Raw genomic sequence first — 18,192 nt, 5'->3', positions numbered from 1 at the left:
GGAGTGGACGCATGGCCAGGGCCGCAGTGGACTGGCTGCTGGCGTCGGCCGAACCCGCCGTGCGGGCGCTGACCAAGCGGGACCTGCTCGACGAGGAACCGGATGAGGACGTCTTGTCCGGGCCGATCGTGCGGAAGCTCTTCGCCGGGCAACGTCCGGACGGCGGTTTCGGGGTGGCGCCCTATCGCAAGTGGACCGGAGCGCACTGGCGGCTGGTGTCGCTGGTCGAGCTGGGAGTGCCCGCAGGGGAACCGAGGGCGCTCGCCGCGCTGGAACCGGTGCTGACCTGGCGGCGGCGCGCACACGCGCGGGTGCCGGTGATCGACGGTCTGGCCAGGGTGTGCGGGTCCATCGACGGAAACGTGCTCGCCGTGTCCTGCGCGCTCGGCCTGGCCGAGGATCCACGGGTCGCCGGACTGGCCGAGCGGTTGCTGGAGTGGCAGTGGCCCGACGGCGGCTGGAACTGCGACCGGGCCGCGGGTGGGCATCGCTCGTCGTTCCACGAGACCCTGGTGCCCGCGTGGGGACTTCACGCCCACGGTATGGCGACGGGCAACGCCGACGCGCTGGCCGGTGCCGCCCGCGCGGCCGAGCTGTTGTTGTCACACCACCTTTTCCGGGCATCCGGTGGTGCGGTGATCGACCAGCGGTGGCTCGTGCCGCACTATCCGGTCTATTGGCACTACGACACACTCCAGGCGTTGCTGGTGCTGTCGCGAATGGACAAAGTGCGCGACGAGCGCGCCTCGGAAGCGCTCGATCTCCTGGAAGAAGCACGTGACGCGAAGTGCCGGTGGTCGGCAGGCCGTCCGTGGTGGCGGCCGCCGGGCAGCCGGGTGGCGCCCGAAGTCGTCGACTGGGGCGCGGACGGTCCACAGGAGATGGTGACGCTCAACGCCCTGCGGGTACTCCGCCGCGCAGGGCGTTGAGCGAGTCTTCAGCCGGCCGCGACGGTGAGGATGCCGGGCAACGCCGCACAGAACTCGGCCGCCTCGGCGGCGGTGAGGATCAGCGGCGGCGCCAGCCGGACGGCGTCGGGGCGCACCGGGTTGACGAGGAAACCCGCGGCGGCCGCCGCCTCGCACACCTGCACCGATACCGGTTCGGCCAGGGTGATCGCCAGCCACAGGCCCCGGCCGCGCACCCCGGTGAGCAGGGGATGTTCCACGGCCCGGATGCCCTCGGCCAGCGCGGCGCCGACCTGGGAGGCGTTCTCCAGCAGGCCGTCGCGCTCGATCACCGAGAGCACGGCCAGCGCGGCCGCACACGCCACCGGGTTTCCGCCGAAGGTGCTGCCGTGCGTGCCCGGTACCAGAATCCCGGCGCAGGAACCGAAACCGACGCACGCGGCGATCGGCATACCGCCCCCGAGCCCTTTGGACAGGGTCATCACATCGGGGACGATCCCTTCGGCCTGGTGGGCGAACCACCGGCCGGTACGCCCGATACCGCTCTGGACCTCGTCGAGGACCAGCAGCGCACCCGCGGCGTCGCACGCCTCACGGGCCGCGCGCAGGTATCCCTCGGGTGGGCTCACCACACCCGCCTCACCCTGCACGGGTTCCAGGAACACCGCGGCGGTGTCGTCCCGGACCGCGGCGGTCAAGGCGGCGACGTCGCCGAACGGCACGAACCGCACGTCGACACCGAACGGGGTGAACGGGTCGCGGATCGCGGGGACACCGGCCATCGGCAGGGCGCCCATGGTCCGGCCGTGGAAGGCACCCTCGGCCGCGATCACCATCGGCCGGTCCCGTCCCTGGGCGTGCCGAGCGAGCTTCAGTGCGGCTTCGGTGGCCTCGGTGCCGGAGTTGCACAGGTAGACGCGCGCGTCCGGGGCGTCGAGCAGGTCACGCAGCCGCTCCGCCAGTTCGACCTCGCGTCCGTGCAGGAACTGGTTGGACGTGTGCACCAGCTCGCCCGCCTGCCGGGCGATCGCCGCCGCCAGGTCCGGATGGCCGTGCCCGAGCGAACTGGCCGAGAGACCGCCGATGAGGTCGAGGTAGCTCCGGCCGTCGACGTCGCGGACCCGGCAGCCCTCGCCCGCGGCGAGCGCGATCGGGGGCGCGGGGGTGCCATAGGTGGGCATGAGCGCCCGGCCGAACCGGGCCCGCAGGCTGTCGGTCGCCGTACGCGTGGCGGTGCTGGTCATGACGCTCCTCGTGTGGTCAGTCCGGCGTCCTCGGGCAAGCCGAGCATCAGGTTGGCGTTCTGCACTGCCTGCCCGGCGGCGCCCTTGCCGAGGTTGTCGATGGCGGACAGCACGACACCGCGGCCGGTGCGGGTGTCCGCGCCTGCCTGCAGGAGGGCCGAGTTGGTCCCGGTCACCGCGGCGGTCGCGGGCCATCGGGAGGCGGGAAGCAGCCGGACGAAACGCTCGTCGAGGTAGGCCTCGGCCAGTGCGGCCCGCAGTTCGTCGCTTCCGGTTCCGTCACGTAGGCGAGCGCTGCAGCTGACGACGATCCCGCGCGGCATCGGCACGGAGAACGGGGTGAAGGAGACAGTGACGGGCGCTTTGGCGAACGTGGCCAGCTCCTGTTCCATCTCGGCGGGATTGCGGTAGGTCGCCCCCACCGTGTACGACCGCAACGCGCCGAGGACGTCGCTGGGAGACAAGGAGGCTTTGGCCGCTCGCCCGCCACTGGACGTACCGGAGACCGCGGTGACGACGAGGTCGTCCGGGCCGATCAGGCCCGCGGCGAGCAGCGGACCCAGTGCCAGGATCACCGCGGTGGCGTAGCAACCGGGTGTGGCCACGCGCCGGGCACCGGCGATACGTTCCCGCGCGCCGGGGATCTCCGGCAGCCCGTACGTCCAGCTGCCGGGGTGAGGGCCGCCGTAGTAGTGCTCCCACGCGAGCGGATCGGTCAAGCGGAAGTCCGGGCCCAGGTCCACCACGCGCACCGACGGCGTCAGCTCGGCGGCCAGCCGGGACGAGTGCCCCTTCGGCAGCGCGAGGAACACGACGTCGGCGGCCTCGAGCACCGCGGTGTCCGTGGGTTCGAAGACCCGGTCGCCCAGCTCCGCAAGGCCGGGATGCACCTCGGACACCGAGCTTCCCACCTGGGTCCCCGCGGTGATCGGCCCGAGGACCAGTTCAGGGTGACCTTCGATCAGCCGCAGCAGCTCGCCCCCGGCGTTGCCGCTGGCCCCGGCTACCGCGACCTTCACGCTCATCCCCATGCTCCTCGCCTCGGTGACCTGCTCGTCCCATGCTGGCGGAGCGGCATACGCGACGGGTACACGCGGACGTCACGCCGCTGCCCGCTCGCTCTCGTCGAGATGCCGGACGGCGGGGGCGAGCATCGGCAGGATCGACAGCAGGAGACCCGCGGCGATCACCCAGACCGACCCTGGGAACCCGAGCACGGTCGCCAGCACGCCGCCCGCGAGACCACCGAGCGGCATCGCCCCGTAGATCAGGAACCGCATGGTGGCGTTCATCCGGCCGAGCAGTTCCGGTGGGCAGATGCCTTGGCGGTAGCTCAGCTGCGCGACGTTCTGCATCGCGCCGCCGAAGAAGGCCAGGAACGTGCCCAACGGATAGAGGAACACCAGCCAGCCGCTGCCTGCCAGCGGCGCCAGCAGCAGGAAGGGATATCCCACGACCAGCGGCAGCCACATCGTGCGCCGGGTCCCGAGCCGGGCACCCGCCCAGGAGGCCGCCGAACTGCCCAGCAACCCGCCCACCCCCGCGGCGGCGACCACCAGACCGTAGGCACCCGCGCCGAGACCGAGATGTTCGAGCAGGAAGACCGGCTGCACCGCGAGCAGCGCCGACTCCCAGAAATTGCCGAGGAATCCGGCGAGACCCACCAGCCGCAGCACCGGATGACGCAGCACGAACCGGCCGCCTTCGGCGATCTGGCGGCGCAACCGGGTCTTGACCACCACCGGCTGGTCTTCGACGTGCCGGATACGTGCCAGCGCCACCGCGGACAACAGGAAGCTCACCGCGTCCACCGCGATACCCACGACGGCGTTGGTGAGCTGTACCAGCCATCCGCCGAGCGCCGGACCGCCCGCGCGCGCACCGGTCTCGACGGCTTCCAGCCGCGCGTTGGCGCTCAACAGGTTCTGGCGCGCGACCAACGACGGCACATAACTCATCGACGCGACGTCGAAGAACACCGTGGCCACACCGGCCAGCAGGGCCACGACGTACAGATGCGGCAAGGTGAGCACGCCGAACAGGGCCGCGATCGGTACCGAGCCCATCAGCAGGAACCGGGAGAAGTCCGCCGCCACCAGCACCGGCCTGCGCCGGAACCGGTCGACCCACGCCCCGGCGGGCAGTCCCACGAACGCGAACGCCGCGGTGCCTGCCGCGGTCAGCAGGCCGATCTCCAGCGGTGAGGCGTTCAGCAGCGTCAACGCGATCAGGGGCAGCGCCACGACGGCCACCTGGCTGCCGAGCTGGCTGATCGCGTCGGCGGTGAACAGCAGGCGGAAACCGCGGTGCCCGAGGAAAAGGCCGCTGCGGACGGGTGTGCTCGTGTTCATCGGCTCCCCCGGCATGTCCACGAATTTAACCGGCACTCGTCGTGATCGCGCGGTGGCGCGCGACTGCGATGCTCGCCACCGCGGATACAGACCGGCTACATCGCGCGCTCGCTGTACTGGACGTGTAGGTCGCAGCGGGAAATTGGGAGGCATGACTACAGAAACCCGACCCGATCGGGTTATCCCCATGCGCGACGAGCTGTCCGAGGAACAGATCCGGTCCTACCGGCGCGACGGTTTCCTGGTGATCGACGACTTCCTGGACGCGGACACGGTCGGACGGCTGCGCACGGTGCTGTCGGAAGCGGTGGTCGGACGCGGTGGCGCGCGGCTGCCCGGTGAAGGGCGCCGGTCGGCGGCCGCCACCGGCGCGGGCAGCGACGATCGCCGCAGGCTGCTCGACGCCCTGGGGAAACACCGGTCCAAAGCACTGAAAGTGCTGTCCCAGCACGTGAACCTATGGCAGGACGACGAGCGCGTGCGCCGCTTCTGCCTCGATCCCCGGCTCGGCAGGCTGGCGTGCCGTCTCGCCGGCATCGGCGGAGTACGGATCTGGCATGACCAGACGATGGTCAAACCCGCGTGGGGCGCGCCGACGGGGTGGCACACCGACACGCCCGTGTTCTCCTTCACCCACCCCGGCGCGTCGACGTTCTGGTTCGCCCTCGGCGACGCCGACCTGCGAAACGGTTGTCTGCACTACCTTCCGGGCAGCCACCACGACCGGGTCGAGGTCAAGGGCGACCTGCGGCGGCTGGACGGGTTGCGCCTGCTCAACCCGGCGTGGGAGCACGCCGAACCGACCCCTTGCCCGGTCCGTAAGGGCGCGCTGATCGTGCACAGCGGGGACACCGCGCACGCCGCAGGCGCGAACATGACACCGTTCGCCCGGTCGGCGTTCACGATCTCCTGGCAGCCCGAGGGCGCGGAGTTCAACGGCACGGCCAACATCCTGCCCGAAGAGATCCTGGCGACACTGCGCCCCGGTGACCCGCTGGACTTCGACGAGTGGAACCCGCTGGTGTACCGGAAGTGAACCGATGCCACTGTCCTGTCGGGTGCCGAGTCCGTGAAGGCCTTCACGGACTCGGCATCGGTCAACGACCAGCCCTGCTGCCTGCGAGACCGGCCAGTCCCCGCCGGTCGGTTTTGCCGTTGTCGGTGACCGGGAGAGCCTCCAGCCGGTCGAACCGCGCGGGCACCATGTAGGGCGGCAACTGCGCGCGAGCCTGCTCGGCGAGTTCGCCGGGCTCGGCCGCCCCCGTGTAGAACGCCCGCAGGTCGACACGTCCGGGCTCGGGCTCTCCGGCGACCACGGCGACGTCGTCCACGCCGGGGAGGACGCGAAGAACGGCCTCGATCTCACCCGGTTCGACACGCTGACCGTTCACCTTGACCTGGTCGTCGATCCGGCCCAGATGCAGAAGGTTCCCGTCGGCCCAGGCGACCCGGTCGCCGGTGAGGTAGTAGTTCCCAGCGGTCAGACCGTTCTCCGGGTGGGTGAACCGGCCGACGTTGTCGTTTTCGTCGAGGTAGCCGTCGAAACGCTGGGGGCCTCGCACGGCCAGCTGACCCTCGTCCGCGGGCCGGCCGCGCTCATCGAGAATCACGGCATCGAGGCCTTCGTTGGGCAAGCCGATCGGCACGGATCCGTTGGCGGTCGACGGCCATTCGCCCGCCGGGAGGCGATATCGCGTGCAGGTGATCGTCAGTTCCGTGGGTCCGTAGAGGTTTTCGACCGTGCTGCGCGGGGCGGCGGCCGACCAGGCCCGCGCCTGCTCCAGGGTGAGCCGTTCTCCCGCGAACAGACTCCAGCGCAGGTCCGGCATGCTCCCGGCGCGCAGCGCGCGCAGCCTGCGGGCGAGGGTGATGATCGACGGTACCGAGAACCAGTGCGTGATCGACCGCGATCGCACGAAACCCGTGGGTGTCACCAGATCCTGCTCGCCTGGGACGACGAGCGCCGCGCCGGAACGCCACGCGACGAACAGATCGAACACCGACGGGTCGAACGTCAGCGCGAAAGTCTGCGAGAGACGGCTCCCTGGGCCGACGTCGTAGCGGCGTACACAGTCGTCGAGGTAGCCGGTGAGGTTGCGGTGGCGCACAGGCACCCCTTTGGGGCGTCCGGTGGACCCGGACGTGAACAGCACGTAGGCCACGTCGTCCGGGTTGCCCACCCGATCCGGCCACGGGATGGGGCCGGTCGGCAGGTCGGCGTCGTCGGGCAGGGTGAGTCCACCGGCATCGGTCTCGACGTCGGTGAGGACGATTTGGACGTCCGCGGCACGGCTGACGGCCCGCACACGGGGAGCGGGCCAGCGTGGGCTAATCGGCACGACGGTCGCCCCGAGTGCCAGCACCGCCAGGTATCCCGCGTACGCGGCGGGTGTCCGTCCACAAAGGAGCCCGACGGTGCGGACCGGTCCGTCGACGCGGGCGCGGACGGCCGCCGCGATCCGGGCGGCCCGGTCGAGCAGTTCGTCGTACCGAAGGACCTGGGTGCCGGCTTGCAGTGCGATGGCGCCGGGATCTCGCCGCGCGGCTCCGGTGACACCGTCGAGGATTCCGGTCATGCCGTCCGTCCTGTCTTCGGGGCGTCCGCACGCAGGATGGCGTCGACCGCGGCACGGGCGACGCCCCAGCGGGGACGTCCGCGGGCGGCACTCTCCACCGCCATCTGCACCCACCGTGGCAGCGCCCCCCACAGTTCGGCGGTGGCCAGTTCGGTCTCGGTGTCCCCGGCCAGCGCCCGCCACCGGTGCGCGAACGCGCGATGACCGGCCGCGGCCCAGATGTCCGGGAGGTGACGGGCCGCGGCCGGGCCCTCGTCGGCGAGCCGGTTCATCAGGAGCGGCAGGACAAGCGAGTCGTCTTCGATGAGGCCGCTTTCCGGCGCCCGTTCCTCGCCGGAACCGAGGACTCTCCGGAGCAAGATCGAACCGGTTGTGGTGCCGGGCAGGGAAATTCTGGCGCCGAAGGCCATTTCGTTGCGCACGCGCTGGGGTGCGTCCCACTCGGGGAGGCCGGTGATGGCGGTCCGCAGGGCGGACCGGGCGACGGTGCCGAGGTACGGCTGCTGGGTTCCCTGTGGCAACAGCGCTTCGAACGCGTCCTCGACGAGGTAGTGGTCCGCCTCGGCGCCGGTGACGAGCAGCCAATGCGGAGCGTGAGCCGCGCCGAAGGCGACCGACCAGGGCAACCGGGCGGCGTCGGCGACGACCAGTGCCCGGCCGTACCGTCGGATCTCCTGGCGCAGCGCGTCTTCGGTGTCCGCGGCGGTGACGGCAGCGTACTCGAACCGGGTGCCGTCGGGCAGGTGATCCAGCGAGGGAGCGTGGTGAGAGAACACCAGTCCGACCTCGGTGGCGCGCACCGCGAGCCGGACCGACCGGCCCACCACGGCGGCCGAGTCGAACTCGCCCGCGAGATAACGCTCCAGATTCGCGGTGTAGCAACTCAATCCGGCTGTCACGTCACGACCTCCGTCAGCAAATCGTCGGCGTGCTGGGCGATGCCCTGCAGCAACGCCCCGCTCGCCCCGCCCGCGATGCCGAACATGGCTGTCTCGGCACGCAACCAGGCCAAGCCACCGTCTTGGAACGACTCGGCGCCGAGCAGGTCCACGCAACCGGAAAGCACCAGCTCCACGGTGTCCGCGCAGCGCACCTTCAGCAGCATCGCCGACGCGGGACGCAACGGGCCCGCCGACGCGGCCGCGACCTCGGCGTCCAGGGCACTCGACGCGACCAGGCAACGGGCGAACCGGTCGCGCACGGCCGCGTTGTCCCACAACACACCCGTTCCGCCAGGGCGTTCCCGGAGCCGCCGATACGTCTGGCGCAGTACCCGCCGGCAGAGCGCGCGAGCCCACAGACCTCCGGCCAGCCGCTCCCCCGCCATGGCCCGGACGAACTCCGCCATCGCCCGGCCGGGCCTGCCGACGACGTGGTTCGCGTCGAGCCGGACGTCGGTGAAGTCGATGTCGCCGATGCCCGCCCCGGTGAACAACGCTTCGGCGCCGGGCCTCACCACGGCCCGCCCGGCGGGCAGCAGTACCCAGGCGAAACTGGTGAAGTGCCGCGTTTCGCGTGATCGCGCCAAGACGAGCAGGTGATCCGCCCACAGCGCGTTGGTGATCCACCGCTTTCCGCCGTCCAGGCGCGGCCCGCCTGTTTCCTGGCGGATCCGCGTTCCCAGGTCCATCAGATCCGAGCCCGCCGCCGCCTCGTCGGTCGCGGCCAGTGCCACCATGGCCTTACCCGACAGCGCCGCATCGAACACGTCGGCGGCACCGCCGTCGCCGGGAGCGAGGGTGCGCAGCAACGGGATGACCGAGGCGATCTGCACACAGACCGACAGCACCACGCCCACCGGATAGCGGGAATCGAGATCGGTCAGCAGTTCACCCAGCGCTCGCGCGGAGTCCGGGCCGGAACAGCGCTCGATCGCCCCTGACCGGCCCAGTTCGCGCCAGACGGCAGGTGCTTCGGCCGTCACTGGCAGATCAGGCAAAACGCACCACCGGATCGCGGAGTGCGAGGGCGCCGTTGGTCTTGCGCAGCCGGTCGTCGGAGTAGTTGAGCGAGGCGGAGCGCAGGTCCCGGAACGAGCGTTCGAGACGCAGTTCGGAATCGGCGAAGTATCCGTGCTTCAGCCCGGCGATCTCGATCATCTCGTCGACCGCCGCAAAGCACTCCTGCGCCGCGTGGGTCTTGAGGGTGTTCACCAGCAGTTGGATCGAGAGCTCGGTGGGGTCCTCTGTGGACTCGACGGCCCGTGCGGTGTGGCGCAGGACGGCGTTGGCGACGTCGAGCCGTGAACGCACCGACGCCAGGCGTACCAGTGCCAGGTCCGATCCGGGATCGAAGCGCTTGCGCCCGGCGGACGAGCGCAAGTGGCGCAGCAACCTGCTGTACGCGCCCGCGGCGGTCCCCAGCCAGGCCGCGGCCCAGCCCAGGTGGGCCAGCGGGGCGAATACCGCGGCGGCGATCCGCGGAAAGGCTCCGTGACCGCCGACGACCTGGCTCGCGGGCACGTCGCCGGTCAACCGCATCGGTCCGCTCTCGGTGGCGCGCATGCCCAACGGCTGCCAGCCGCCGAGCGGGGCGACGCTCACCTGGTCACGCTCGACCCAGACCAGATCGACCTCGTTGGGTGAGGCCGCCCCTGGCGAGCGCATGGTGACCAGGAAGGCGTCCGCGTGCCTGCCACCGGTGACGATCGGCGCGGAACGGTCCAGCCGCAGCATCCCCTCGTCCAGCTCGGTCCGGGAGTCCGAGTCGAGCAGGCCACCGCCTTTGATCTCGGTCGTGACCGAGGCGACGTAGCACCGGCCTTCGGCGATCTCGGTGAGCGCCCGCTCGCGCAGGTCGCCCTCGGCGTAGCCCGCCAGGGCGGCGACCTGCTGGCCGTGCATGGCGAAGATCATCGCCACGGACATGTCGGTCCTGCCCAGCGCGACGGTGGCCTCGACCAGGTCCCCGATCGAACCGCCGAGGCCGCCGTGTTCTTTGGGCACCAGCATCCCGAGCAGTCCGGTGGCACGCATGGCTTCGAGCGCGCCTGCCGGGAACCGGGCCTCCCGGTCGGCGGCGTCGGCTTCGCGCTCGGCGGCGATCCGGACCTGCTCGACCGCGTCCACCGCCGTCATGCCGACCGCCTCGTCTCCGTGCCGAGCTCCGCCTCGATCACGGTCCACAGGCTGCCGACGGTGGCGAACGTCGCGTCCGTGAGCCGCTCGTCGGGGATGACGACGGCGTAGGTGTCCTCCACCGCGAACAGCAGCTCCACGGCACGCATCGAGTCCAGCCCGAGCGCGCGTAGTTCGGCGTCGGGGGTGAGATCCGCGCCGTCGCCCGCGTATTTCAGGTAGGGCAACAACATCGCGGCGAAGTCCTGGTCCACGGTCTCCATCGGCGGCACTCCTTCAGATGGCGGTACGGGCGGGGTGGGTGCGGACGAGTTCGAGGCGGGAGACGTCAACGACCCGTCCGTCCTCGACGACGACCTCGCTGGGCATCGGGTGGCTCAGGAAGGCGACCACGCTGGCCGTCAGGCCGTAGGCGCCGACGTTGGGGACCCGCAGTACTTGCCCACGGGCCACCTCGGGCAACCGCGCGCCGCGCGCCCAGGTGTCCAGTGGCGTGCACAGCGGTCCGACCAGCAGCACGGGGTCGGTGGACTCCGCCGGACCGCGGGCGTCGCCGGTCAGGACGTCCGGTACCAGGGGCGGCAGCCGCCGCAGGCCGGACATCCCGCCGAGATGGTTGATACCGCTCTCCAGCACCACGACTCGCTGCCCGTGCGAATGCTTGACGTCGGCGACCCGTACCAGCAGCGACCCACACGTGGAGGTGAGGTAGCGGCCCGACTCGAACGCGACCTCGGGAGTTCCCGAGCGCCAGCCGGGGAAGGCGGCGTCGAGCAGGTCGGCGACGCGGCCGCCCAGATCCGGGAACGGCACCAGATCACCTGCCTTGGCGAACGGTGCCGGGAAACCGCCGCCCAGGTCGAGCACCTCGGGATCGGCGCCGAGAACGTCGGCGAGGGTGCGCGCGGTGGCGATCGCGTGCCCGAACTGGGCGACGAGTGCGTCCGCGTCGGTCAGGTTGCTGCCCGCGTACAGGTGGAAGCCTGCGAAGCGGTCGCGGAAGGCACCGGGGTCGGCGGTGACCCACGCCGCGTCCGCACCGAAGGCGGAGGTCACCCCGGTCATCGCCAAACCCTGCCCGCCACCGGGGGCGGTCTCCGCGTTGACCCGCACCAGGCACCGGGCGTCCACATCGGACTCACCGGCCGCTCGGGCGACTTGGCCGAGGCCGGCGGGCGAGTCGACGGAGAACCACCGCACGCCGAGCCGGGCCGCGTCGAGCACCTCGGCGTCACGTTTGCCGGGTCCGGTGTAGAGCACATCGGAGGCGGGCACTCCGGCTGCCAGGGCGGCGGAGAGTTCCCCCGACGAAGACACCTCCGCACGGCAGCCGAGCGCGGCCAGCGCGCCGATGACAGCGGGATGCGGGTTCGCCTTGACCGAATAGAACAGAGTGCTCGGCTCGGGCAGAGCGGACCTGAGAAGGTCGTGTGCGCGCCGGACCTCGTCGAGGTCGTAGACGTAGGCCGGGGCGTGGGTGTCGGTGAAGCTCATCGTGCGGCCACCGTGTCGAGCGCGCGGCGGTCGATCTTTCCGTTGGGGGTCAACGGAAGCCGGTCGACCACGACACACCGGGCAGGCACTTTGGCGGCCTCCAGGTGCTCGCCGAGCGCGGCCAGGACGGCGTGGCCGTCGAGTTCCGATTCCACGAACAGCATCGCGCCGAACTCGTCTGCCCCCGGCAGGCGCACGGCGGCGGCGCGCACGCCGGGGACGCGGCAGGCGGCGGCCTCGACCTCTATCGCGCTCACGCGCGTACCGCGTTCCTTGTAGAGGTCGTCACGGCGCCCCGCGAAGTAGACGTAACCCTCGTCGTCGACACGGCCCTGGTCACCGGTGCGCAGTTCGGGGAACAGCCCCTCGGCGCGGGGAAACACCCGCCCGGTGAGTTCGGGGCGGCGCCAGTACCCGGCCATGACGTTCGGCCCCCGGACCACCAGCTCCCCCACCTCCCCCGGCGGCACTCGGGTGCCGTCCGCCCCGATGGCGAACACCTCGGTGCCGGGCAGCGCGCGTCCGCAGGAACCAGGGCGGTCGAGGTCCTCGTCCGGGGCCAGGATCGTGGCGCGTTTGCATTCGGTGAGCCCGTACATCAGCTGCACGCGCAGTCCGGGCGAGGCCGCTCGAAGCCGGGCGAGGAGCGCGGGCGGCATCGCGGCACCGGTGTTGGTGAGCAAACGCAACGACGGCGGCGCCGGACGGCGGGCGACCAACCGGGCGAGGTTGGCGGTGAGCGAGGGGACACCGGGCAGCACGGTGGCACCGGCGGCGGTCAGTTCGTTCACCAGCGCCGGCCCGGCTCCCTCGGCGAGCCACAGTCGCGCACCGGCGAGCGCGCACAGGAACAGTTGGTAAAGACCGTAATCGAAGGACAGCGGCAACGCACAGTACACGGTGTCACTGTCGCGATAGGACAGTCTGCTTTGGACGGCTCGGGCGGCGAAGCACACTTGCCGGTGCGTCGAGACGACGGCCTTCGGCAGTGCGGTACTGCCCGACGTGTAGATGAAGCAGGCGGCGTCGACCGGGAGTGGCCGGGCCAGGGGCACCGGGCCGCACGGCAGTTCGTGCGGGGTGCGCACCGGTACACCCATATCCCTCGCGACCGTCGACACCCCGGAGTCGTCGGTGACCACCAGTACGGGCCCGGCATCGGCGATCATGTGCCGCAGCACGGTTTCCGGTAGTTCCGCCCGTGTCAAGACGAAGACCGCGGCGACACGTGAGCACGCCCAGACCAGCGCCGGGACGTCCTCGGGACGGCTGAGGCAGAGCAGCACCCGCTCACCTCGACGGACACCGGCGCCGGCAAGGCCGGCGGCCAGCCGCAGACTCTCGTCCGCGAGCTCGCGGTAGGTCCGCTCACCTGTGGGCGACGCGACGGCGGGGGTTTCCGGGAACCGTCTGGTAACGGAGTCGAGCAGGTCGTGAAGCACCTCGTCGGACACCGGCCTACCTCCGGACCGTCGCACGGGTGAACAACCGGACGAGCCCGTCCACGTCGCCGAGGTCGTCCGCGCCCAGGTCATCGGGCAGCTCGGCGCTCAGCGCCCGCTCGACTCGTTCCAGCGCGTCGACGAGCCGGAACGAGTCGAACCCCGGCAGGTCCCGCAGGGTCGGCGCGGTCGCGACGGTGGACGGATCGATCGCGAGACTCTCACCGATCGCGGACAGCACCACCTCGCGGATCGCGGTGGGTTCGGCGGTATCGGTGAGTTCGGCGTCCATCCGCAACTGGTGACACACCTCGTCGACCACCTCTCTGCCGACCGGATGGCCGCGGCGGAGCCTGCGCAGTGCGAGATAGGTGCGCGCGGCCAGCCGCTGCCACGCTTCGACCCGGCCCGCCGATCGCCACACCTCGGCTTTCTCCGGTGAATGGTCGTCGAGCCAGCGCAGGTGCAGCCGCCGGTCACGTTCGATGAGCCACACGTCGAGTACCAGCTGCTCGACGGCGGTCTCCGAGGTTCGTCCGGCCAGCGCGTAGGCGTCGATCCCGTCGGCGGATGGTGCGGGCGGACGAGCGGGAACGGCGCCGGACTTCAGCGTGGTGACCAGGACCGGCCCATTCGCCAGCAGGTCCGCGACCTGGTCGTCGGTGCAGAACCGGACAGCCGGGCGAGCGGGACCCCATTGGGTGTCGTTGTGATAGGCGTCCACGAGGTCCCAGCCCTCGGGCGCGCGGGCGAGCACGAAGCTGTGCGACATGTGCTCGTGGCCTGCGTAAGGCAGCCACGGTAGGTCGTAGGCGTCGGCGACCACGTACAGCGGCCCGTCCCGGTCGTCGAGGCCTGCCATGTCCGTGACCTTCTCCGGTGGTGCCGAAATCAGCCCGAGCTCGTCACGGGCCTGCGCCAACCGGGCGGTCAGGTCAGCGGCTTCGGCATACCCGGTCCCGTCCGGAGCGGGGAACCACAATCGAGCACCGAGACCGCGGTGGGCACCCGGCCCGCCGACGACGTCGGCGAGGACCGCGACCCCGGTTTGCAGGCAGTCCAGCGCGTCGGCGGGCACGGCGGCGACGATCTCGTCCCACCGGGCGGCCGTCGGCGGGGTCTGCACCTGTTGTTCGGTCACCGGTCTCCTCGCTCCGTCTCGGAAATCACCAGTCGTCATCGCTTCGCCGCCAACCCTCCCCTCGGCGCATACACAGCGGATACGGCGGCCGGCGGTGTAGCAGGCCTGTAGCCGGGCCGGGCAGGGTCTGGACGGCCGGTGCACACGCCCGGTACCGGGATCGCACGAAGGAGCCGCCTGATGTCCGTCACCAGCGACGTCCCCGTCGAGGAGACCGTGCCGGTCGTCGACCTCTGGGACGACGACCGGGTCACCGCGTGGCAGGACTACCACCTGTCCGGGATGCCCGACCTGTTGTCCTCACTGAACCTGTGCCACGCACTGCTCGCGCTCGCCAACTCGGGCCTGCTGGACCGGTTGCGGGACAAGGGAAGCGTCCGCACGGACGAGCTGCTGACCGGAATGGACCAGCGCGTCGGGCGTGGCTTGCTGCGCTACCTGGAGGTGCGCGGGGTGCTCACCGGGCACGCCGGTGAGCACGCGCTGAGCCATCGCGGTGCGCTGCTCACCTCCGGGGTGGCGTTGGCCCGCCTCGGTTTCTACCTGGAGGCGTACGGCCCGGTGACCAGCCGGATGACCGATCTGCTCACCGGCGCGGCCACCTACGGCGTCGACGTCACCCGTGCGGGCGCACAGCTCGGCAAGCACTCCGGCACGGTCTCCACCGCCTCCTACACCCCGACCGTGCTGCACGCGCTGCGGTCGCGATCGGCCAGGACCCTGCTCGACCTCGGCTGCGGCGGCGGATCGCTGCTCGTCGAGGTCGCGATGCGGCATCCGGACCTGCGCGGCGTGGGCATCGACCTTTCACCGGACGCGATCGCCGACGCCCAGGCACTGGCCGAGCGGGCCGGAGTGGCCGACCGGGTCCGGTTCTTCGCCGGTGACGCGTTCGCCCCCGGCACCTGGCCCGAGGACTGCCGCGAGATGGACGTGGTGTGCGGGGTCGGTGTGCTGCACGAGCTCTTCCGCGACGGCGACCAGGCCGTGGTAGACGTGCTCGACCGCTTCGCCGCGATGCTCTCCGACGACGCCGTCGTGCTCATCGGCGAACCCGAACTGCGCTACGACGACCGGGAGAACGACTCCGACTTCTTCCTGATGCACGTGCTCACCGCACAGGGGATCCCGCGCGACACCGCCGGCTGGTTGCCGGTGTTCGAGGCCAGCGCGTTGCGCTGCACGACGGTCTACACGAACGCCGTCGCGGGCCCACGGACCCGGTTCTACGAGCTGGAACGCCGGTAACCGTGCGGATCGGGGTGCTGATCCTGCCCGAACGCCGCTGGTCCGACCAGGTCGCCCAGTGGCGTGCCGTCGAGGACCTCGGCTTCGACTCGGCGTGGACCTACGACCACCTCTGGTGGCGTTCGCTGAGCGAAAGCCCTTGGTACGGCGCCGTTCCGGTCCTCAGCGGAGCCGCTGTCGCGACCGAACGGGTGCGGCTGGGGCTGCTGGTCGGGTCGCCGAATTTCCGCCATCCGGTTCCGCTGGCCAAGGACGCGCTGACCCTGGACGAGATGTCCGACGGGCGCTTCACGCTGGGCCTCGGCGCGGGCTCCCCCACCGCGGGGGACGACGCCGTGCTGCAGCCGGGAGTGCCTGCCCCCGGCGAGCGTGCCGACCGGTTCGCCGAATTCGTCGAGCTGACGGATCTGCTGCTGCGCGAACCGGTCACCACCTACCGCGGCGAGCACTACCGGGCCGAGGGCGCGCGGATGATCCCCGGCTGTGTGCAGCGGCCGCGCCTGCCCTTCGCCATCGCGGCGACGGGCAGGCGCGGCATGGACCTGGCGGCGCGGTACGGGCAGTCGTGGGTCACTCTCGGCCCGGCGGCGCCCGGCGGCGTATCCCCTGGCGAGTGCCTGGAGCAGGTCGTTCCCGCACAGGTGACAGCCTTGGAGTCGGCCTGTGCCCGCGCCGGGCGTGACGTCGGCGAGCGGATCTTCGTTACGACCCCAGGTACCGGGGACCCGCTGGCGTCCTGGCAGGCGTGCCTGGATCTCGCGATCGGTTACGCCGCGGCGGGAATCACCCACCTGGTCGTGCACTGGCCGCGAGAGTCCGGGGTGTACGCGGGCGATGTGAAAGTACTGTCGGACATCTCGCGGCACGCGCTGGAGGAAATCCACTCGCTGTGAGCGACCTGGGTCGTCACCGGCAGATGGCGTAGGCCTGTTTGCCTCGGGGACCCGCGCCCGCGCGCAGGAAACCGTCGTCGCCGACGCCCACCATGCAGACCTTCGATCCCATCGAGTACGGCGCGACCAGTTCGACGTCGTGGCCGCGAGCACGCAGGTCCGCGACCGCCTCGGGTCCACAGTTGTCTTCCAGGACAACGGTTCCGGGCCGACAGCGGCGTGGGGTGAAGGACGGCGGGAAGTGATCGCTGTGGAACATGGTCGTCTCGGTCGCGGACTGGAGATCGGCGCCGAACTCGGTGACGGCGAGGAAGGATTCGAGCGTCCACACGTCTTGGCGGTCGCCGCCCGGCGTGCCGAAGGCCAGGTAGGGTTTTCCGTCACGCAAGGCGATGGTGGGGCTCAGCGTGGTGCGGGGTCGTTTGCCGGGCATCAGCGAGTTGGGGTGGCCATCCACCAGCCACAGGGTCTGGCCGCGGGTGCCGAGCGGAAAGCCCAGTCCGGGGATGACCGGTGAGCTTTTGAGCCAGCCGCCGCTGGGGACTCCCGCGGCCAGGTTGCCGTGGCGGTCGGCCACGGTGACCGAGCAGGTGTCGCCGGATTTCACCATGGCGCGCAGGACGATCGTGGGCATCCCGCTCTGCAGCTGGCCCATCCAGTCGGACTCGAAGGAAGGCGGCTCGTCCGGCGGCACGTCGGGCACCCAGCCCCGCACCCCGCCGATCGTGCTGGGGGCCGGATCCGACAGGGCGTGTTCACCGATCAGCGCGCGCCTGCGGGCGATCCGGGCGGGGTCGAGCAGTTCGCCGAGGCGGTCCGGGACGAAGTCGGGATCGCCGTACCAGGCTTCGCGATCGGCCATCGCCAGCTTGGCCGATTCGACGATCGTGTGCAGGTAGCGCCCGGAGCCGGGATCCATGGCCGCCAGGTCGATGTCTTCGAGCAGCGCGAGTTGCTGCAGGAACACGGGGCCTTGCGACCAGGGACCTGGTTTGTGCACGGTGAGGTCGCGGTAGCGCAGGCTCGCGGGCTCCTCGACCGTCGGGTGCCAGCGGTCCAGGTCGTCACCGCGGAGGAAAGCTCGGTGCCGGCGACCGGTGGAATCCAAGACCGCGGTGCGGCCCAGGTAGCCATCCATCGCTTCGGCGACGAATCCCCGGTAGAACGCGTCGATCGTCGCCTCGATCTTGGTCTCGCGGCCGCCTCGGGCTTGTTCGCCCTCGGCGACGAGCCTGCGCAGCGTCGCCGCGAGTTCGGGATTGCGCATCCGCGCGCCCACCGCGGGTGCCGCGCCGTGGTGCAGGAACGCGCGGCCGGATCCCGGCCAGTGCTCGGCGAACAGCGGCACCAGGGCGGCGATCGCTTTCTGCGAGTCAGCGGGCAGCGGGAAACCTGTCTCGGCGTAACCGATCGCCGGGGCCAGCGCGTCGGCCGCGCTGATCGTGCCGTGCTCGGCCAGCAGCCGAAGCCAGCCACCGAACGCGCCGGGAACGCAGGCGGCCAACAGCCCCGAACCGGGGATCTGGTTCAGCCCGAGCCCGGCGAACGCCGCGGTGGTGGCCGTCCGCGGCATCGGTCCCTGCCCGCACACCACCGCCGTGCGGCCGGGTCGCGCCTCGTGCAGGACGATCGAGACGTCCCCGCCGAAACCGTTGGAATGCGGTTCCACCACTTGGAGTACGAACCCGGCGGTGACAGCGGCGTCGAAGGCGTTGCCGCCCCGTTCGAGGGCGGCCATCCCCGCGCCGGTCGCCAGCCAATGCGTCGAGGACACCGCACCGAAGCCGCCGATCAGCTCCGGGCGTCCCGGCATCACGA

At 71.2% G+C, this 18,192-nt stretch carries 16 protein-coding genes; 4 read left to right on the top strand and 12 right to left on the bottom strand.

Annotation, left to right across the window (positions count from 1 at the left end):
- Positions 1-11: 11 nt before the first annotated feature.
- A complete protein-coding gene (locus AMYAL_RS0129310; RefSeq protein WP_063712260.1) occupies positions 12-929 on the top strand; it encodes a hypothetical protein in 918 nt (305 codons plus the stop codon).
- An 8-nt stretch (positions 930-937) separates the two neighbouring features.
- Here the strand turns inward: AMYAL_RS0129310 and AMYAL_RS0129305 are convergent, their stop codons facing one another.
- The 3 genes from AMYAL_RS0129305 to AMYAL_RS46360 all read right to left on the bottom strand — a co-directional run bounded on the left by AMYAL_RS0129305 (position 938) and on the right by AMYAL_RS46360 (position 4,518).
- Positions 938-2,152 (bottom strand): acetylornithine transaminase, encoded by a 1,215-nt coding sequence (locus tag AMYAL_RS0129305; protein WP_020634843.1) that lies wholly within the window; start codon positions 2,150-2,152, stop codon positions 938-940.
- Positions 2,149-3,177, bottom strand: a complete 1,029-nt coding sequence (gene argC, locus AMYAL_RS0129300; protein ID WP_020634842.1) for an N-acetyl-gamma-glutamyl-phosphate reductase — start codon at positions 3,175-3,177, stop codon at positions 2,149-2,151. Before argC ends, AMYAL_RS0129305 begins: the two co-directional genes overlap by 4 nt.
- 75 nt (positions 3,178-3,252) lie before the next feature.
- A complete protein-coding gene (locus tag AMYAL_RS46360) occupies positions 3,253-4,518 on the bottom strand; it encodes an MFS transporter (RefSeq protein WP_020634841.1) in 1,266 nt (421 codons plus the stop codon).
- 172 nt (positions 4,519-4,690) lie between these two features.
- On the opposite strand from AMYAL_RS46360, the gene AMYAL_RS0129290 reads away from it, so the two are divergent.
- On the top strand, positions 4,691-5,539 hold the full coding sequence (locus AMYAL_RS0129290; protein WP_020634840.1) for a phytanoyl-CoA dioxygenase family protein: 849 nt from the start codon (positions 4,691-4,693) through the stop codon (positions 5,537-5,539).
- Between the two features lie 61 nt (positions 5,540-5,600).
- Here the strand turns inward: AMYAL_RS0129290 and AMYAL_RS0129285 are convergent, their stop codons facing one another.
- The 8 genes from AMYAL_RS0129285 to AMYAL_RS46350 are packed head-to-tail and all read right to left on the bottom strand — an operon-like array spanning position 5,601 to position 14,233.
- Positions 5,601-7,079, bottom strand: coding sequence for an AMP-binding protein (locus tag AMYAL_RS0129285; protein ID WP_020634839.1), 1,479 nt, complete (start codon positions 7,077-7,079; stop codon positions 5,601-5,603).
- Positions 7,076-7,978, bottom strand: coding sequence for a hypothetical protein (locus AMYAL_RS0129280; protein WP_020634838.1), 903 nt, complete (start codon positions 7,976-7,978; stop codon positions 7,076-7,078). Before AMYAL_RS0129280 ends, AMYAL_RS0129285 begins: the two co-directional genes overlap by 4 nt.
- The gene (locus AMYAL_RS46355; RefSeq protein WP_020634837.1) at positions 7,975-9,003 is read right to left on the bottom strand and encodes an acyl-CoA dehydrogenase family protein; all 1,029 of its coding nucleotides are present in this window, start codon (positions 9,001-9,003) and stop codon (positions 7,975-7,977) included. Before AMYAL_RS46355 ends, AMYAL_RS0129280 begins: the two co-directional genes overlap by 4 nt.
- A gap of 7 nt (positions 9,004-9,010) precedes the next feature.
- The gene (locus AMYAL_RS0129270) at positions 9,011-10,156 is read right to left on the bottom strand and encodes an acyl-CoA dehydrogenase family protein (RefSeq protein WP_020634836.1); all 1,146 of its coding nucleotides are present in this window, start codon (positions 10,154-10,156) and stop codon (positions 9,011-9,013) included.
- Positions 10,153-10,419, bottom strand: coding sequence for a phosphopantetheine-binding protein (locus AMYAL_RS0129265; RefSeq protein ID WP_020634835.1), 267 nt, complete (start codon positions 10,417-10,419; stop codon positions 10,153-10,155). Before AMYAL_RS0129265 ends, AMYAL_RS0129270 begins: the two co-directional genes overlap by 4 nt.
- Positions 10,420-10,432: 13 nt before the next feature.
- Entirely contained in the window at positions 10,433-11,650 is a 1,218-nt protein-coding gene (locus tag AMYAL_RS0129260) for a type III PLP-dependent enzyme domain-containing protein (RefSeq protein WP_020634834.1), read from the bottom strand.
- Positions 11,647-13,104 carry a class I adenylate-forming enzyme family protein gene (locus AMYAL_RS0129255; RefSeq protein WP_020634833.1) on the bottom strand — a complete coding sequence of 486 codons (1,458 nt, stop codon included), beginning with the start codon at positions 13,102-13,104 and terminating at the stop codon, positions 11,647-11,649. Before AMYAL_RS0129255 ends, AMYAL_RS0129260 begins: the two co-directional genes overlap by 4 nt.
- A 4-nt stretch (positions 13,105-13,108) precedes the next feature.
- On the bottom strand, positions 13,109-14,233 hold the full coding sequence (locus AMYAL_RS46350; RefSeq protein WP_020634832.1) for a hypothetical protein: 1,125 nt from the start codon (positions 14,231-14,233) through the stop codon (positions 13,109-13,111).
- Between the two features lie 180 nt (positions 14,234-14,413).
- On the opposite strand from AMYAL_RS46350, the gene AMYAL_RS0129245 reads away from it, so the two are divergent.
- Together AMYAL_RS0129245 and AMYAL_RS0129240 are read left to right on the top strand one after the other, a co-directional pair.
- A complete protein-coding gene (locus AMYAL_RS0129245; protein ID WP_020634831.1) occupies positions 14,414-15,481 on the top strand; it encodes an SAM-dependent methyltransferase in 1,068 nt (355 codons plus the stop codon).
- Positions 15,482-15,483: 2 nt separating this feature from the next.
- Positions 15,484-16,374 carry an LLM class flavin-dependent oxidoreductase gene (locus tag AMYAL_RS0129240; RefSeq protein WP_020634830.1) on the top strand — a complete coding sequence of 297 codons (891 nt, stop codon included), beginning with the start codon at positions 15,484-15,486 and terminating at the stop codon, positions 16,372-16,374.
- A gap of 13 nt (positions 16,375-16,387) precedes the next feature.
- On the opposite strand, the gene AMYAL_RS0129235 is transcribed toward AMYAL_RS0129240, so the two are convergent.
- The gene (locus tag AMYAL_RS0129235; protein ID WP_020634829.1) at positions 16,388-18,187 is read right to left on the bottom strand and encodes a gamma-glutamyltransferase family protein; all 1,800 of its coding nucleotides are present in this window, start codon (positions 18,185-18,187) and stop codon (positions 16,388-16,390) included.
- Positions 18,188-18,192 lie beyond the last annotated feature (5 nt).

Origin of the sequence: Amycolatopsis alba DSM 44262, from assembly GCF_000384215.1 — a bacterium.
GTDB lineage: Bacteria > Actinomycetota > Actinomycetes > Mycobacteriales > Pseudonocardiaceae > Amycolatopsis > Amycolatopsis alba.
This window is presented reverse-complemented; position numbering and strand designations above follow the sequence as displayed.

Coding starts and splice junctions, on each gene's coding strand:
- AMYAL_RS0129310 (WP_063712260.1), top strand. CDS start 12: ATGGCCAGGGCCGCAGTGGACTGGCTGCTGGCGTCGGCCGAACCCGCC.
- AMYAL_RS0129305 (WP_020634843.1), bottom strand. CDS start 2,152: ATGACCAGCACCGCCACGCGTACGGCGACCGACAGCCTGCGGGCCCGG.
- argC (WP_020634842.1), bottom strand. CDS start 3,177: ATGAGCGTGAAGGTCGCGGTAGCCGGGGCCAGCGGCAACGCCGGGGGC.
- AMYAL_RS46360 (WP_020634841.1), bottom strand. CDS start 4,518: ATGCCGGGGGAGCCGATGAACACGAGCACACCCGTCCGCAGCGGCCTT.
- AMYAL_RS0129290 (WP_020634840.1), top strand. CDS start 4,691: ATGCGCGACGAGCTGTCCGAGGAACAGATCCGGTCCTACCGGCGCGAC.
- AMYAL_RS0129285 (WP_020634839.1), bottom strand. CDS start 7,079: ATGACCGGAATCCTCGACGGTGTCACCGGAGCCGCGCGGCGAGATCCC.
- AMYAL_RS0129270 (WP_020634836.1), bottom strand. CDS start 10,156: ATGACGGCGGTGGACGCGGTCGAGCAGGTCCGGATCGCCGCCGAGCGC.
- AMYAL_RS0129265 (WP_020634835.1), bottom strand. CDS start 10,419: ATGGAGACCGTGGACCAGGACTTCGCCGCGATGTTGTTGCCCTACCTG.
- AMYAL_RS0129260 (WP_020634834.1), bottom strand. CDS start 11,650: ATGAGCTTCACCGACACCCACGCCCCGGCCTACGTCTACGACCTCGAC.
- AMYAL_RS0129245 (WP_020634831.1), top strand. CDS start 14,414: ATGTCCGTCACCAGCGACGTCCCCGTCGAGGAGACCGTGCCGGTCGTC.
- AMYAL_RS0129235 (WP_020634829.1), bottom strand. CDS start 18,187: ATGCCGGGACGCCCGGAGCTGATCGGCGGCTTCGGTGCGGTGTCCTCG.